The following is a 13,201-nucleotide window of genomic DNA, read 5'->3' as shown; positions in this document are numbered from 1 at the left end:
CCTGCCGGATGCGCACCAACCACGAGCGGCCCCGGCCCTCCTCCTCCAGGCACGATGAACCGTTACACCAGCACACTCAGCCAGGCTGCCGATGCGTCCCGCATCGCTGCCCGCGCGCGCGTGCTGGCTGCCCTGGCATCGGGCCGCGCCCTGCGCGCTTCCTCGCTACTGCTAAGCCTATCGACCGGTTGCCGGGCCTAGTGCCCCGTGGCAGTTCGGCAGCCTTTCGCCACCGTTTTTTCCGTTTTTCCTTTACTTCCCTTAGCGAGGAAGGAGACCCCGTATGCTCGGCAATCCCGCCACCAAGTACCAGCCCGCCACCACCGTCGACATCCCTGACCGCACCTGGCCCGCCCGCACCATCACGCGCGCACCGCGCTGGATGAGCACCGACCTGCGCGACGGCAACCAGGCCCTGATCGAGCCGATGAACCCGGCGCGCAAGCTGCGCTTCTTCGAGCAGCTGGTGAAAATCGGCCTGAAGGAAATTGAAGTGGCGTTCCCCGCCGCCTCGCAGACCGATTTCGACTTCGTGCGCATGCTGATCGAGCAGCAGCGCATCCCCGAAGACGTCAACATCGTGGTGCTGACGCAATCGCGCGAAGACCTGATCCGCCGCACCGTCGAGTCCGTGCGCGGCGCAGCGCGGGCCACGGTGCACCTGTACAACCCGATCGCGCCGGCCTGGCGGCGCATCGTCTTCAATGCCTCGCGTGAAGAGATCAAGGAGGTCGCGGTCTCGGGCACGCGCCTGATCAGGTCGCTGACCGATGCCATGCCTGGCACGGCATGGACCTATGAGTATTCGCCCGAGACTTTCAGCCTGGCCGAGCTCGACTTCTCGCTGGAAGTCAGCAACGCCGTCTCTGCCGCCTGGCAGGCCGGCCCGGACCGGCCGATGATCCTGAACCTGCCGACCACGGTCGAATGCAGCACGCCCAACGTGTTCGCCGACCAGGTCGAATGGATGCACCGCCGCCTGGCACGGCGCGAACACATCGCGCTGTCAGTGCACCCGCACAACGACCGCGGCACCGCGGTGGCCGCCGCGGAGCTGGCGCTGATGGCGGGCGCGGACCGCGTCGAAGGCTGCCTGTTCGGCAACGGCGAGCGCACCGGCAATGTCGACCTGGTGACGCTGGCGCTCAACCTCTATACGCAGGGCGTGGCACCCGGGTTGGACTTCTCCGATATCGACGCGGTGCGCCAGTGCGTAGAGCACTGCAACCAGCTGCCGGTGCATCCGCGCCACCCGTATGTGGGCGACCTGGTGTTCACCGCGTTCTCGGGCTCGCACCAGGATGCGATCCGCAAGGGCTTTGCACAGCAGCAGCCGGACGGCATCTGGGAAGTGCCCTACCTGCCGATCGACCCGGCCGACCTGGGCCGCAGCTATGACGCGGTGATCCGCGTCAACAGCCAGTCCGGCAAGGGCGGCATGGCCTACCTGCTGGAGCAGGTGCATGGCATCTACATGCCGCGCCGCCTGCAGATCGAATTCAGCCGCGCGGTGCAGGCCATGACCGACGACACCGGGCTCGAGGCGAGTGCCGATGATCTTTATGGGCTGTTCCGGCGCGAGTACCTGACGCAGGAAACGCCGCTGCGCTATGTATCGCACCAGCTGGTGTCTGACAGCGGCGGTGCCACGGAGATCGAAGTGCGGATGGTTCGCGACGGCAAGCCATGCAGCGTGCGCGGCACCGGCAACGGGCCCATCGATGCCTTCGTCAATGCGCTGGACTTGCCGGTACGCGTGATGGACTACCACGAGCATGCGATGACCGCCGGCGCGGATGCGCGCGCGGCCTGCTACGTGGAAGTGCGCGTGGGCGATTCGCCGACAGGGTTCGGCGCCGGCATCGACGCCAACCTGGTCACGGCCTCGCTGCGCGCGGTGATCTCGGGCGTGAACCGGCACCTGCAGGCCGGCTCTGGCGCAGCACGGGCCCCGCAGTCCGCCGAGGCCGCCGAGGCCTGACACCGCAAGCCGCCGCAAGAAAACCGGTGTGCCCCGCCCCCACGGGGCACACCCGGAAAGACGCCCTTGCGGACGCCCACGACATGCTCGGTGCCGATCCGCACACGCTGCATGCGTGCTCGGATCTTTCGCACAGCGTAAGGGGCAGCATCGCACCGCGCCACGAATAATTCCGCATGTGTTTAGAAGCGCCGGCGCAACTGGCACCGCGGCGCCTTCCTCGCTGTAGCGCCTGCGCCACGCGCGCCGGCCCCGTTCCCTGCTACTTGTTTTGGGTCAAAGCCCAGCCCGACCTGCTCGGCCAAACTGGGTCCGGATTTGATACCAGACCAAGCAGAACCTCATGAAAACACTCTCTCTTCGCACCCGGGTCACCTGTTCCGCCATCGCCGCCTGCGCCATGCTGGGCGCCTTCGCCACCCCTGCCGCCGCCGCGGACGATGCGCAGGGCAACTGGATGGTGCGCCTGCGCGGCACCTATCTCGACATGGCCAACAGCTCCGACCCTGTCGGCGGCGTCGGCCCCTCGGACCGCATCACGGTCAACAACAAGTGGATTCCCGAGTTCGACGTCACCTACTTCTTCACGCCGAACATCGCAGCCGAACTGGTCCTGACCGTGCCGCAGAAGCAGAACGTCTACCTGGACGGCAACAAGGTCGGCACCTTCAAGCATCTGCCGCCGACGCTGCTGGTGCAGTACCACTTCATCCCCAACGGCACCTTCCGCCCGTATGTCGGCGCGGGCCTGAACTTCACCCGCATCTGGGGCGAGAACATTGCCAACAACGCGCTGCAGCTCGATAGCTGGAGCGTGGGCCCGGCCCTGCAGATCGGCATGGACTACAAGCTGACCAAGAACTGGTTCCTCAACGCCGACATCAAGAAGATCTGGCTGTCGAGCGATGTGAAGGCCGGCGATGTCAAGGTGTCCAAGGTGAACCTGGATCCGTGGCTGTTCAGCATGGGGGTGGGGTATCGCTTCTGATCCTGCAGTGCCATGCAAAAGGCCGGCGCCAATCAGGCGCCGGCCTTCTGCTTTTCCGGATGAGCGCGGGTGCCGACCTACCGGAACGCCGGCTCATCAAAGCTGCGCAGCTTGCGCGAATGCAGCTGCTCGACTCCGTTCTCACGCAGGATGCGGATCGCCTCCAGCCCGATGGTCATATGCTGGCTGACACGCTGGCGATAGAAGGCGTTGGCCATGCCGCGCAGCTTGAGCTCGCCATGCAGCGGCTTGTCCGACACGCATAGCAAGGTGCCATAGGGCACGCGCAGCCGGAAGCCGTTGGCCGCCACCGCCGCGCTTTCCATATCGATGGCAATCGCGCGCGACTGGTTGAAGCGCGCATACAGCGACTTGGACTTCAGCTCCCAGTTGCGGTCATCGGTCGAGACCACCGTGCCGGTGCGCATGCGGGTCTTCATCTCGTTGCCGGACAGCCCGGTCACGCGCGCAACGGCCTCCTGCAGGGCCACCTGGATCTCGGCGATTGGCGGCACCGGCACCCACGGCGGCAAGTCGTGGTCGAGCACGTGGTCGTCGCGCACATAGGCGTGCGCCAGCACGTAGTCGCCGAGCTGCTGCGAGCGGCGCAGGCCGCCGCAGTGGCCCACCATCAGCCAGCAATGCGGGCGCAGCACGGCCAGGTGGTCGGTCATGGTCTTGGCGTTGGACGGTCCCACGCCGATATTGACCAGCGTCACCCCCAGCTTGTCTTCGCGCACCAGGTGATAGGCCGGCATCTGCGGCAGCGCGCGCGGGCGCGAGGCGTCGTCGGGTTCCGCGCCGCCCAGTTCCTGCATCACGTCGCCGGGTTCGACAAAGCGGGTGTAGCCGCCGCCGTCGCTGCTGGCCATCAGGCCCCGGCCCAGCTCGACAAACTCGTCGACATAGCGCTGGTAGTTGGTGAACAGCACGAAGCGCTGGAAATGCTGCGGTGCCGTGCCGGTGTAGTGGTACAGCCGCTGCAGGGCCAGGTCCACGCGCTCGGCCGGGAACAGCGACAGCGGCCAGGCCTCGCCCGGGATCGGCTCATAGGTGCCGTTGGCGATGCCGTCGTCGATGCGGCTCAGCTCGGGCAGCACGAACGATGCCTCCAGCTCGCGCGCCTGGGTGTAGCTGATGTCGGTGGTCGAAGCCTCGATCACGAACGGCAGCGGGATCGGGCGCCGGCTCAGCCCCACCACCACCGGCACGCGGTGATAGCGCATCAGCCGCTCGATCTGGTCGCGGTAGTAGTCCGCCAGCAGGTCGGGGCGAGTCACGGTGGTGCCATAAACGCCCGGGTAGGCCACCGTGCCCCAGGACGGCCGGCTGTCGGTGACCATGGTCTCGATGTTGACCGAGATGCCCAGGTACGGATAGCACGCATGCGCGGCCGAGGGCAGCGGCTTGCCGCTGGCGAAGGCATCGAAGCGCGCGCGCACGGCGCCGACAGAAGCTTCGTAGATGTCGCGGATGCGCGCGATCGCCGCATCCGCGTCGGTGAACTCGGCAAGCTGGTCGGCCGGATGTGCGGAGGAAAAGACGGGGGCGTTCATGGAGGCCATGATACCGCGCCGGCGCGCCGGCGTGAGCAGCACCCGACCCCGCCGGAAGCCAAATTGACGCGCCCGCGCCCGCTCGCTACACTCCGCCAATTGCGCGGCACGGGTTCCCGTGCCGTTCTCGACTCGCGGCGCCCCTGGTGGCAAGGGGCGGCGAGGGGCCGTACACGCTTTACTGGGAGAGCCGCCGATGGAAATCCGTAACCTGTTGCCCGACGACATCGAGGCAGCCAGACAACTACTGATCGCCAACGGCTGGGCCCACCGGGTTGGCGGCCCGGAGAAATTCGCACGGCTGGTGGCCAACTCCCAACGCGTGGTCGTCGCGGTGGAGCACGGCGAGATCGTCGGCTTTGCCCGCGCGCTGTGCGACGACGTCTGCGACGGCTTCCTGTCGATGGTTGCGGTCGCGCCCAGCCACCGCCGGCGCGGCATCGGCCGCGCCCTGGTGCGGCACATCGTGGGCAACGACCCCGACATCACCTGGATGCTGCGCGCGGCGCGTTCCTCCGAAGCCGCATTCTTCGGCCAGCTCGGCTTTACGCCGTCGATGGTGGCAATGGAGCGGCGCAGGCCCTGATCCGCCAGCGCGCCCGGCGCAGCGTCAGCGGGCGCCCATCTTGCGCCGGAACTCCTCGGCCGTACCCACCTGCCGGAACAGCGGCCCGCCCGGAGCGAAGCGATCCGCGCTGGCCAGCGGCCCCACCACCACCGGTTCGAATCCCGCATCGCGCACCAGCTGCGCGGCCACATCGAGCGCGGCCTTGTCGTCGCCGGCGATGGGCACCGCCACCAGGCCGCCCGCCCGGTGGTGCTCGCTGGCAAACTGTGCCGCCCCCATGAAGTTAAAGGCCCGCACCACGCGCGCGCCCCGCAGGTAGCGCGCGGTGGTGATGCCGATGCCGTCACGCCTGACCTCTTCGGTGATCGGGCCATCGCGGTGCTCATAGGCGTTGGTGGCATCGAGCACGATCTTGCCGCGCCAGGCATCGGCATGGTCGCGGCTGAGCTGCGGCAACGCGCCGTAGGGCGTGGCCAGGAACAGTACGTCAGAGAACGCAATGGCCTCGGCCACGGTGCCGGCGCGCGCCAGCGTACCCAATTCTTCGACCAGCGGCTTGAGTGCCTCCGGGTGCCGCGACGAGAACAGGACCGGGTGTCCGGCCTTGACCCACAGCCCGCCCACGGTGCCGCCGATGCGGCCCGAGCCGATCACGCCGATACGCTGCGCGGCGGCCTCGCGGCTGGCCGCCGGGCCAGGCTGGGCGCGCGCGGCGCGCGGCAGGGGCACGGCCAGCACCAGGGCCGCGGCGCCGGCGCCAAGCCAGCGGCGGCGGGCAGGATCGAAGCGGGATGCCTTGGCGTTCATCGCAAATCCTCCGCAGTGGACACGACCATCCGTCCCGTACGTCATACGGGCCGCTGGGATGACTCTAGGCGAAAAGCGATGGCCGTGCGTGGACGGCTAGCGGTCGTTGCGGATCGGACCGAATTCGGCCGGCACCCATGCATACCCGGCCGCATCGCGGCGCACATGGCCAAGGCCCGGGAAGGGCATATGCGCGCCCCCCACCCACAGCCGGCCCTTGGCGGCATCGGCCAGGATGCGCTGGCGCGTGATCACGGCCTGTTTGCTGTCCACGTCAAACTCGATCGCCACTTGCGGGCGGCGGAACTGCACCGCATGGCTGTGCACGATGTCGCCCCACAGCAGCAGGCTGTCCTTGCCCGAGGTGAACAGGTAGCCACTGTGGCCCGGAGTATGGCCATTGGCCGGCACCGCGCGCACACCGGGAACGGGCTCGACACCGGCGCCGCCGTTGAAGGGCCGGAAGCGCTGCGCCGCCTGATACGGCGCGACCGCGGCGCGCGCCATGGCGAACAGGCCCTGCGCCTCCTTCGGCGCGGCGGCGGCATTGGCTTCGCTGAGCCAGTAGTCGGCATCGGCCTTGTCGACATAGACGGTTGCGTTCGGGAACGCCGCCTTGCCGTTGGCGGCCAGGCCGCAGGCGTGGTCGCCGTGCAGGTGGGTCAGCAGCACGGTGTCGATCTGTTCCGGCGCGTAGCCCGCCGCGCGCAGGTTTTCGCCGATGCGCCCGAGCGTGGGCCCGAAGCAGGCAGCCGCGCCCGTATCGACCAGCACCAGGTGGCTGCCGGTATGGATCAGGTAGGCGTTGACCGCGGTCTGCATGCCCGGCGTCGATTCGACGAACATCCGCGCCAGCAGGCTCTGCACCTCGCGCGCGCTGGTGTACTTGAGGATCTTCGGGTCCAGGTCGATGTAGCCGTCATAGAGCGCCGTGACCTCGAGCTGGCCGACCATCATGCGGTAGTAGCCCGGCACCTGGGTCTTCTGCTGCGCCGGCGGCGTGGCGGTCTGCGCAGTGGCGATGGCGGGAAGCACGGTGGCCCCCATGGTGACGGCGATGGCGGCACGCAATACGGCCTGGCGCAGCCCCGGGCGACGGCCCGGCTGTAAGGTTGCATGGCACACCACGGACTGCTGCTTCATATCCTGTTCCTGTTCTGGTTGGTATTGTCGAGGAGTAGGCCGGAGCGGCAAGGCCGCGCGGCCAGGCATATCTTAGCCGGCCCTTGCCCATCAAGGCCGCAAGCACCAAAGCGTACCTACTTCTGCGTAAAAAACGGGGCCGTTTGGCCCCGTCTTCCATGCATGGGAGCTTGCGCTGCCCTGCGTTCACTCCGGCTGGATATTCGCCGCCTTGATGATGCGCCCCCACTTGCCGGACTCTTGCAACTGGAACTTCGCCAGCTCCGCGGGCGTGCTGGTGAACACCTCGGTGCCGGTCGACTTGTAGAAGCCGGCCGCGGTATCGCCGCGCGCGGCCTTGACCATCATCGCATTGAGCTTCGCCACCACCGGCTGCGGCGTGCCGGCGGGCGCATAGGCCGCGAACCAGTAGCTCATCTCGTAGCCCTTGACGCCGGCCTCGTCGATGGTGGGCACGTCCGGCGCCAGCGGCGAGCGCGCCTTGCCCGACACCCCCAGCGCGCGCAGCTTGCCGCTCTTGACCTGCGGCAGGCCGGTGGCCGTGTCCGTGATCATCATCTGGATCTGGTTGCCGAGCAGGTCGGTGATGGCCAGCGGGTTGCTCTTGTACGGCACGTGCAGCAACTCCACATGCGCCATCTGCTGGAAGAGCTCGCCGGCAATGCGCGACGACGAGCTGCCGCTGCCGAAGCTGAGCTTGCCCGGCTGCTGTTTTGCCAGCGCGATGAACTCGCCCACGGTCTTGGCCGGCACCTGCGGGTTGACCACCATGATCTGGCCGCCGCGGCCCAGCGCGGTGATCGGCGCGTAGTCCTTGACCGGGTCGTAGGGCAGCTTCTTGAACAGGTGCTCGTTGGCCGCATGCGTGGTGTTGGTGCTGATCAGCACGGTGTAGCCGTCCGGCGCGGCCTTGGCCACGTCCGACGCGGCGATGAAGCCATTGGCGCCCGGCTTGTTGTCGACCACCACGGTGACCTTGCTGTCCACGGTAATGGCCTGGCCGATGGCACGCGCCAGCTGGTCGGTGGCGCTGCCGGCGGCGAACGGCACCACGAAGCGGATCGGCTTGTCCGGGAACTCGGCCCAGGCCTGCCCCGCGGGCAGGACCAGCGCAACCGCGGCAACGGCCAGTGGCTTGAGAAATGGGTACATCATGGTCTCCTGGTGAAATCGTTGTTGGTGTGAAGCGATGGATCAGTGGCTATCCGCGGTGCCGGACGCGAGCCGAGGCGGCACCGGGATCTCAAGCTGCAGCAGGCGGAACGACAGCGCCTTGCCGTGCGTGTCGAGGTTGAGCGCGTCGTTGACGCCGCCATCGAGCACGCCGTCGAGGACGAAGTTCATCGCCTGCAGCGACGGCACCAGGTAGCGCGTGACAGCCGTGGGCCGGCGCTCGCGGAACAGCGCGCGCACGGCGTCCTCGGTCACGTGCTCGACCAGGTGGTCGTAGTCGCGCGCGTCGTAGGCGATCACGCTGATGTTGGAACGGTTGCCCTTGTCGCCGGTGCGGCCGTGGGCGAACTGGTAGAGCGCGGCAGTGTCAGTCATGGTCGGACCTCTTCAGGCAATGAAGGAATGCGTGGCCGTCACGGCCTCGCGCGGCACCAGGCACGACACCGCATTCAGGCGCGCGCGCTGCGCGGTGCGCACGCCGCCGCCGCCGGCCGGGCCGCAGGTATAGAGCGCATTGACCTCGCGCTGCAGGGCCTGCGCCACCGCCAGGTCGTGATGCGCCAACGCGGCGCGCAGGCGCACGTCCTGCGCCGCTTGCTCATGCGGCTGGCGCTGGGCGAACATGGCGCCGCCATCGTCGGCCAGCACGCTGAGCACGCCGATCAGGTCGAAGCGGATGGGTGCCTCATGGCCCAGCAACTGCATGCGCCGGCGCAGGATGTCGGCGGCCAGCCGCGCGCGGGCGGCGGCATTGGGGCCGGCGTACGAGATCTCGCCCTCGGCCAGCCAGCCGCCGTGGCTGAACACATTGGCCTTGAGCTGCGCCGGGCGGGGATGGCCGCGCACATTGCGCACCGCCACGCGGTCGGGGGCCAGTTGCGTGACCGTGACCGTACCAATATCTGCGACCACGTCGGGCGTCAGGTAAGCGGCCGGATCGTGGACCTCGTACAGCAGCTGCTCCTTGACCGTGCGCAGGTCGACGCAGCCGCCGGTGCCGGCGGCCTTGAAGATCTCGATGCCGCCGTCCTCGGCCAGCTGCGCGATCGGGAAGCCCACCGCATGCACATCGGGTACGTCCTTCATGCCGGGATCGGCAAAGTAGCCGCCGCAGACCTGCGCCCCGCATTCGAGCAGGTGGCCGGCCATGGTCGCGGCGGCCAGCCGGTCCCAGTCGTCCCACGACCAGCCAAAGTGCGCCATCGCCGGCCCCACTGCCAGCGCCGGATCGGCCACGCGTCCGCACACCACCACCTGGGCGCCGGCAGTGATCGCCTCGGCGATGCCCTGTGCTCCGATATAGGCGTTGGCGCAGACGAAGCGATCGGCGTCAAATGCATCGCCAAGAATGCCCTGCAAGCGCGCGCGCCCCGTATCGTCGGACAAGTCATCGCCCTCCACGACTGCAACGCGCGGCGCGGGCAGGCCCAGTTCCTGCGCCAGCTGCAGCACGCGCCGCGCCGCGGCGCGCGGATTGGCGGCGCCGAAATTGCCGACGATGGGAATGCGGTGTTGCAGGCACAGGCCCAGCACCGGCTCCAGCAGCGCATCGAGCAGCGGCTCGTAGCCCTGTGCGGGATCGTTGCGCCGCGCCAGCTGCGCCAGCGCCAGCGTGCGCTCGGCCAGGGTCTCGAAGATCAGCGCGGCCGGCTGGCCGGAGGCAATCAGCGTGCGCACCACCGGCAGCGCGGCATCGGTGCGGTCGCCGGAGAAGCCGGCGCCGGAGCCGATCAGCAAGGGAGCAGTCATGGTCGGGGGCAGGTTGTTGGTGGGGTCGCCCCCATTCTAGGGCGGGTACGTTCAGCCAAAAAACGGATTATTTGGATTAATCTATCGATTTAGTGGATAAATCCGCCCGGCCCATGAACCTCTCGGTCAAGCACCTGCGCGCCTTCGTGGCGCTGGCCACCTACCGCAACTTCACGCGCGCGGCGCGCGCCTGCCACCTGTCGCAATCGGCCTTCAGCGCGCTGGTGCAGACGCTGGAGGAACAGGCCGGCAGCCGGCTGTTCGAACGCACCACGCGGCATGTGGAGCTGAGCAGCGACGGCGTGCGCTTCGAGCAGACCGCGCGCCGGCTGCTGGCTGATTTCGAAACCGCGTTCGAGGACCTGCGCGCGCACGCCGAGCGGCGCAAGGGGCGGGTGTCGATCGCGGCGCTGCCGTCGCTGGCCGGCGGCGACTTGCCGCCGCTGCTGGCGCAGTTCCGCGCGCTTTATCCGGGCATCGCGCTGGAGCTGTTCGACCAGCTCGCCGACGGCTGCATCGAACTGGTCCGCCAGGGCCGCGCCGACTTTGCACTGGCCCCGGCACCGGCCGAGGACGAAGACCTGCGCGTGGAGCCGCTGGTGCGCGACACCTTCCACCTGGTGTGCCCGGCGGACCATGCGCTGGCGCGCAAGCGCCGCATCACGCCGCAGATGCTGGCGGGCCTGCCGTTTATCCAGCTGTCGCGCACGACCAGCGTGCGCCAGCACCTGGACGCCGCGCTGCATCCGTTGCGCCTGACCAGCGTGATGGAGGTGGAGCACCTGGCAACGGTGGCGGCGCTGGTGCAGGCGGGGCTGGGCGTGAGCGCGGTGCCGTCGCTGGCGCTGTTTCAGTTCCGGCGCGAGGGGCTGGCGATCCGGCCGCTGCAGCTGCCGTCGCTGGTGCGCGATATCTGCCTGGTGCGGCTCAAGGACCGCGGCGACTCGGCCGCGGCAGCCGCGATGATCGACTGCCTGCAGGCGTTCTACCGCGGCGGCAAGCCGCCCGCGCGGCGCTGAAAACCCGGCAGGAGCGGCACGCAGAATTGGGTACGCTTTGCTGCCGATGGCGCCTCAGAAGTGCCCGAGATAGCCGCCGTCCACGGCCAGCACCTGCCCGGTGACATAGGATGCGGCCGGCGACGCCAGGAACACCACCGCCCCCGCCACTTCCTCCGGCTGGCCCCAGCGGCCCAGCGAGGTGCGCTGGCGCAGCCACTCGGCCACGCTCTCGTCCTCGACCATGGGCTGGTTGGGCTCGGTAGCGAAGTAGCCCGGGGCGATCGCATTGACGGTGACGCCGTGCCGCCCCAGGTCGGCCGCCATGGCGCGCGTGAGCGCATCCAGGCCGCCCTTGGTGGCGGGGTAGAGCACGTCGCCGGCACGCGCGACCTGGCCCGCGATCGAGCTCACATTGACGATGCGCCCGTAATCGCCGCCGCGCATGCGCTGCGCGGCGAGCCGGCACAGCGCGTAGGGCGCCACCAGGTTGGTCTCGAGCATGGCGCGCAGGTCGCCGGCATCGAGCTGCGCCATGGTGCTGCGGTTGCGCGCGCCGGCGTTGTTGACGAGGATGTCGAGCCGGCCATGGGCGGCGTCGATGCGGTCGAACGCGGCCGCCACGGCGGCTTCATCGGTGATATCGAGCACCAGCGCCTCGGCGCTGCCGCCGCGCGCGGCCAGCGCGGCGACGGCCGCTTGCACGCGCTGCGCATTGCGCGCCACCACCAGCACATGGGCGCCGGCGTCGGCCAGCCCGGCGGCAATCGCCAGGCCCAGGCCCTGCGCGCCGCCGGTCACCAGCGCCACGCGGCCGTGCAGCGAGAACGGGGTACGGGAATCGGGGGAGGGGGTAGGAGTAGCCATGCGGGGGACTATACCGCAGCCCCCCTGCCCGCGGCTTTCAGCGGATCAGCTTGCCGGTGGACGAGACGATCGACATTTCCACGAACGACGAGCCGGTATGGCGCTCGGCGCTGTAGCTGATCAGGATGCCGCCAAGGTCGTAGTCGCGCATGCCTTCCAGCGCCGTGACCAGGCGCTCGCGCGTCAGGTCGGGGCCGGCGCGGCGCAGCCCTTCGACCAGCACCTTGGCCGACATGAAGCCCTCCATGCCGGCGTTGGACGGCTCCACACCCTGCTGCTTGGCCAGGCTGCGGTATTCGCTGGCCAGCGTCATCTGGCTGGAGTTGGTGCCCGGCACCACCTGCGTGATGATCAGCCCGCGCGCATCGTCGCCCAGTTCACGGATAAAGGAATCGGCCGCGTTGTTGGACAGCGTGACGAACTGTGCCTCGCTGCCCGCGCGGCGCAGTTCGCGGATGATGCGCGCCGCCTCGGAGCCCGAGCCGATCACCAGTACCGCCTGAGGGTTGGCCTTGTTCATGGCGGCCACGCTCTGGGTGATATCGCCCATGGGCCGTGCGAAGCTCGCCGTCGCCGCCGGCTGCACCCCACGCGCCTGCAGCGCGGCGCTGTAGCCTTCGAGCACGTCCCGGCCAAAGCCGTCGTTGGCGTAGAAGATGCCGATGCGGCTCATGCCCGAGGTGGCCAGGTGGTTGATCGCGCGCGCCACCTCGTCCTGGTACTTGGCGCGCACGTTGAACACGTAGCGGTTGACCGGCCGGTGCAGCGTGATGGCGCCTGTCAGCGGCGCCACCAGCGGCACCTTCTGCGCGGCGATGATGGGCAGGATGCTTTCGTTCTGCGGCGTGCCGCGCACCATGAAGAGCGCGAACACCTTGTCCTCGTCGATCAGCTTGCGCACATTGTCGGGGGTGCGCTTGGCATCGAAGCCGTCATCGTGGGTCACCAGCTCGATGCGCCGCCCGGCCACGCCGCCGCTGGCGTTGATGGTGCGCAGGTACACCTGCGCGCCGGCGATCTGCTCCTTGACCGAACCGGCCACCGGACCGGTGACGCCGGCCGACTGGCCGATGCGGATGGTGTTGCGGGTCACGCCCGGTTCCGCCAGGGCCGTCTGCGCGGCCCATCCCAGCGTGGCGGCCAGCATGCCGCACGCGATCCATTTCGCTTTCATTGTCTCGACCCCTTGCGCCTGTCCGGCTGGCTTCATCGTTTTATTGCGGCACGGCATGGACGGCCGTGCGCCGTCACGCAAGTTACCGCATGCGTCTCATGGGGGCAAACCGGGAAAGTTCGGGGTGTTGCAGCAGCCTCACACCGGAACCGCGCAGGCAGTTCCGGTGCGAGCCGGGGCGCGCCAAAGGATGCGCG

At 68.8% G+C, this 13,201-nt stretch carries 12 protein-coding genes; 4 read left to right on the top strand and 8 right to left on the bottom strand.

Features of this window, described 5'->3' with window-relative positions; genetic code table 11:
• Window positions 1–283: 283 nt before the first annotated feature.
• A complete protein-coding gene (leuA, locus tag AC3WLE_RS07860) occupies window positions 284–1,981 on the top strand; it encodes a 2-isopropylmalate synthase (RefSeq protein WP_492356799.1) in 1,698 nt (565 codons plus the stop codon).
• Window positions 1,982–2,324: 343 nt separating this feature from the next.
• Window positions 2,325–2,969 carry an OmpW/AlkL family protein gene (locus tag AC3WLE_RS07855; RefSeq protein ID WP_492352398.1) on the top strand — a complete coding sequence of 215 codons (645 nt, stop codon included), beginning with the start codon at window positions 2,325–2,327 and terminating at the stop codon, window positions 2,967–2,969.
• A 77-nt stretch (window positions 2,970–3,046) separates the two neighbouring features.
• Here AC3WLE_RS07855 and AC3WLE_RS07850 read toward each other — a convergent pair whose 3' ends face one another.
• On the bottom strand, window positions 3,047–4,534 hold the full coding sequence (locus AC3WLE_RS07850; protein WP_011616336.1) for an AMP nucleosidase: 1,488 nt from the start codon (window positions 4,532–4,534) through the stop codon (window positions 3,047–3,049).
• Window positions 4,535–4,721: 187 nt separating this feature from the next.
• Between AC3WLE_RS07850 and AC3WLE_RS07845 the strand changes: the two genes are divergently transcribed.
• Window positions 4,722–5,111: a GNAT family N-acetyltransferase gene (locus AC3WLE_RS07845; RefSeq protein WP_010814084.1), complete on the top strand. Its 390-nt coding sequence runs from the start codon at window positions 4,722–4,724 to the stop codon at window positions 5,109–5,111.
• Between the two features lie 24 nt (window positions 5,112–5,135).
• Here AC3WLE_RS07845 and AC3WLE_RS07840 read toward each other — a convergent pair whose 3' ends face one another.
• The 5 genes from AC3WLE_RS07840 to AC3WLE_RS07820 all read right to left on the bottom strand — a co-directional run bounded on the left by AC3WLE_RS07840 (window position 5,136) and on the right by AC3WLE_RS07820 (window position 9,965).
• Window positions 5,136–5,900, bottom strand: coding sequence for an NADPH-dependent F420 reductase (locus AC3WLE_RS07840; RefSeq protein WP_492352399.1), 765 nt, complete (start codon window positions 5,898–5,900; stop codon window positions 5,136–5,138).
• Window positions 5,901–5,996: 96 nt separating this feature from the next.
• On the bottom strand, window positions 5,997–7,043 hold the full coding sequence (locus AC3WLE_RS07835; RefSeq protein WP_492356800.1) for an MBL fold metallo-hydrolase: 1,047 nt from the start codon (window positions 7,041–7,043) through the stop codon (window positions 5,997–5,999).
• 186 nt (window positions 7,044–7,229) lie between these two features.
• Window positions 7,230–8,195 (bottom strand): Bug family tripartite tricarboxylate transporter substrate binding protein, encoded by a 966-nt coding sequence (locus AC3WLE_RS07830; protein ID WP_492319447.1) that lies wholly within the window; start codon window positions 8,193–8,195, stop codon window positions 7,230–7,232.
• Window positions 8,196–8,237: 42 nt separating this feature from the next.
• Entirely contained in the window at window positions 8,238–8,591 is a 354-nt protein-coding gene (locus AC3WLE_RS07825) for an AtuA-related protein (protein ID WP_492319336.1), read from the bottom strand.
• Between the two features lie 12 nt (window positions 8,592–8,603).
• On the bottom strand, window positions 8,604–9,965 hold the full coding sequence (locus tag AC3WLE_RS07820) for an acyclic terpene utilization AtuA family protein (RefSeq protein WP_492319337.1): 1,362 nt from the start codon (window positions 9,963–9,965) through the stop codon (window positions 8,604–8,606).
• A gap of 113 nt (window positions 9,966–10,078) precedes the next feature.
• Here AC3WLE_RS07820 and AC3WLE_RS07815 point away from each other — a divergent pair, with 113 nt between their 5' ends.
• Window positions 10,079–10,984 carry a LysR family transcriptional regulator gene (locus tag AC3WLE_RS07815; protein WP_492319338.1) on the top strand — a complete coding sequence of 302 codons (906 nt, stop codon included), beginning with the start codon at window positions 10,079–10,081 and terminating at the stop codon, window positions 10,982–10,984.
• Window positions 10,985–11,038: 54 nt separating this feature from the next.
• On the opposite strand, the gene AC3WLE_RS07810 is transcribed toward AC3WLE_RS07815, so the two are convergent.
• On the bottom strand, window positions 11,039–11,830 hold the full coding sequence (locus tag AC3WLE_RS07810) for an SDR family oxidoreductase (protein ID WP_492319339.1): 792 nt from the start codon (window positions 11,828–11,830) through the stop codon (window positions 11,039–11,041).
• Window positions 11,831–11,867: 37 nt separating this feature from the next.
• A complete protein-coding gene (locus AC3WLE_RS07805; RefSeq protein ID WP_010810450.1) occupies window positions 11,868–13,004 on the bottom strand; it encodes an ABC transporter substrate-binding protein in 1,137 nt (378 codons plus the stop codon).
• Window positions 13,005–13,201: the final 197 nt, after the last annotated feature.

The organism is Cupriavidus sp. FW306-1B-F12B, from assembly GCF_058781795.1.
This window is presented reverse-complemented; position numbering and strand designations above follow the sequence as displayed.

Bases quoted from the DNA above. Each gene is read 5' to 3' on its own strand.
- AC3WLE_RS07840 (WP_492352399.1), bottom strand. From the start codon at position 5,900: ATGAACGCCAAGGCATCCCGCTTCGATCCTGCCCGCCGCCGCTGGCTT.
- AC3WLE_RS07815 (WP_492319338.1), top strand. From the start codon at position 10,079: ATGAACCTCTCGGTCAAGCACCTGCGCGCCTTCGTGGCGCTGGCCACC.
- AC3WLE_RS07810 (WP_492319339.1), bottom strand. From the start codon at position 11,830: ATGGCTACTCCTACCCCCTCCCCCGATTCCCGTACCCCGTTCTCGCTG.
- AC3WLE_RS07805 (WP_010810450.1), bottom strand. From the start codon at position 13,004: ATGAAAGCGAAATGGATCGCGTGCGGCATGCTGGCCGCCACGCTGGGA.
- AC3WLE_RS07845 (WP_010814084.1), top strand. From the start codon at position 4,722: ATGGAAATCCGTAACCTGTTGCCCGACGACATCGAGGCAGCCAGACAA.
- AC3WLE_RS07855 (WP_492352398.1), top strand. From the start codon at position 2,325: ATGAAAACACTCTCTCTTCGCACCCGGGTCACCTGTTCCGCCATCGCC.
- AC3WLE_RS07825 (WP_492319336.1), bottom strand. From the start codon at position 8,591: ATGACTGACACTGCCGCGCTCTACCAGTTCGCCCACGGCCGCACCGGC.
- AC3WLE_RS07850 (WP_011616336.1), bottom strand. From the start codon at position 4,534: ATGGCCTCCATGAACGCCCCCGTCTTTTCCTCCGCACATCCGGCCGAC.
- AC3WLE_RS07820 (WP_492319337.1), bottom strand. From the start codon at position 9,965: ATGACTGCTCCCTTGCTGATCGGCTCCGGCGCCGGCTTCTCCGGCGAC.
- leuA (WP_492356799.1), top strand. From the start codon at position 284: ATGCTCGGCAATCCCGCCACCAAGTACCAGCCCGCCACCACCGTCGAC.
- AC3WLE_RS07835 (WP_492356800.1), bottom strand. From the start codon at position 7,043: ATGAAGCAGCAGTCCGTGGTGTGCCATGCAACCTTACAGCCGGGCCGT.
- AC3WLE_RS07830 (WP_492319447.1), bottom strand. From the start codon at position 8,195: ATGTACCCATTTCTCAAGCCACTGGCCGTTGCCGCGGTTGCGCTGGTC.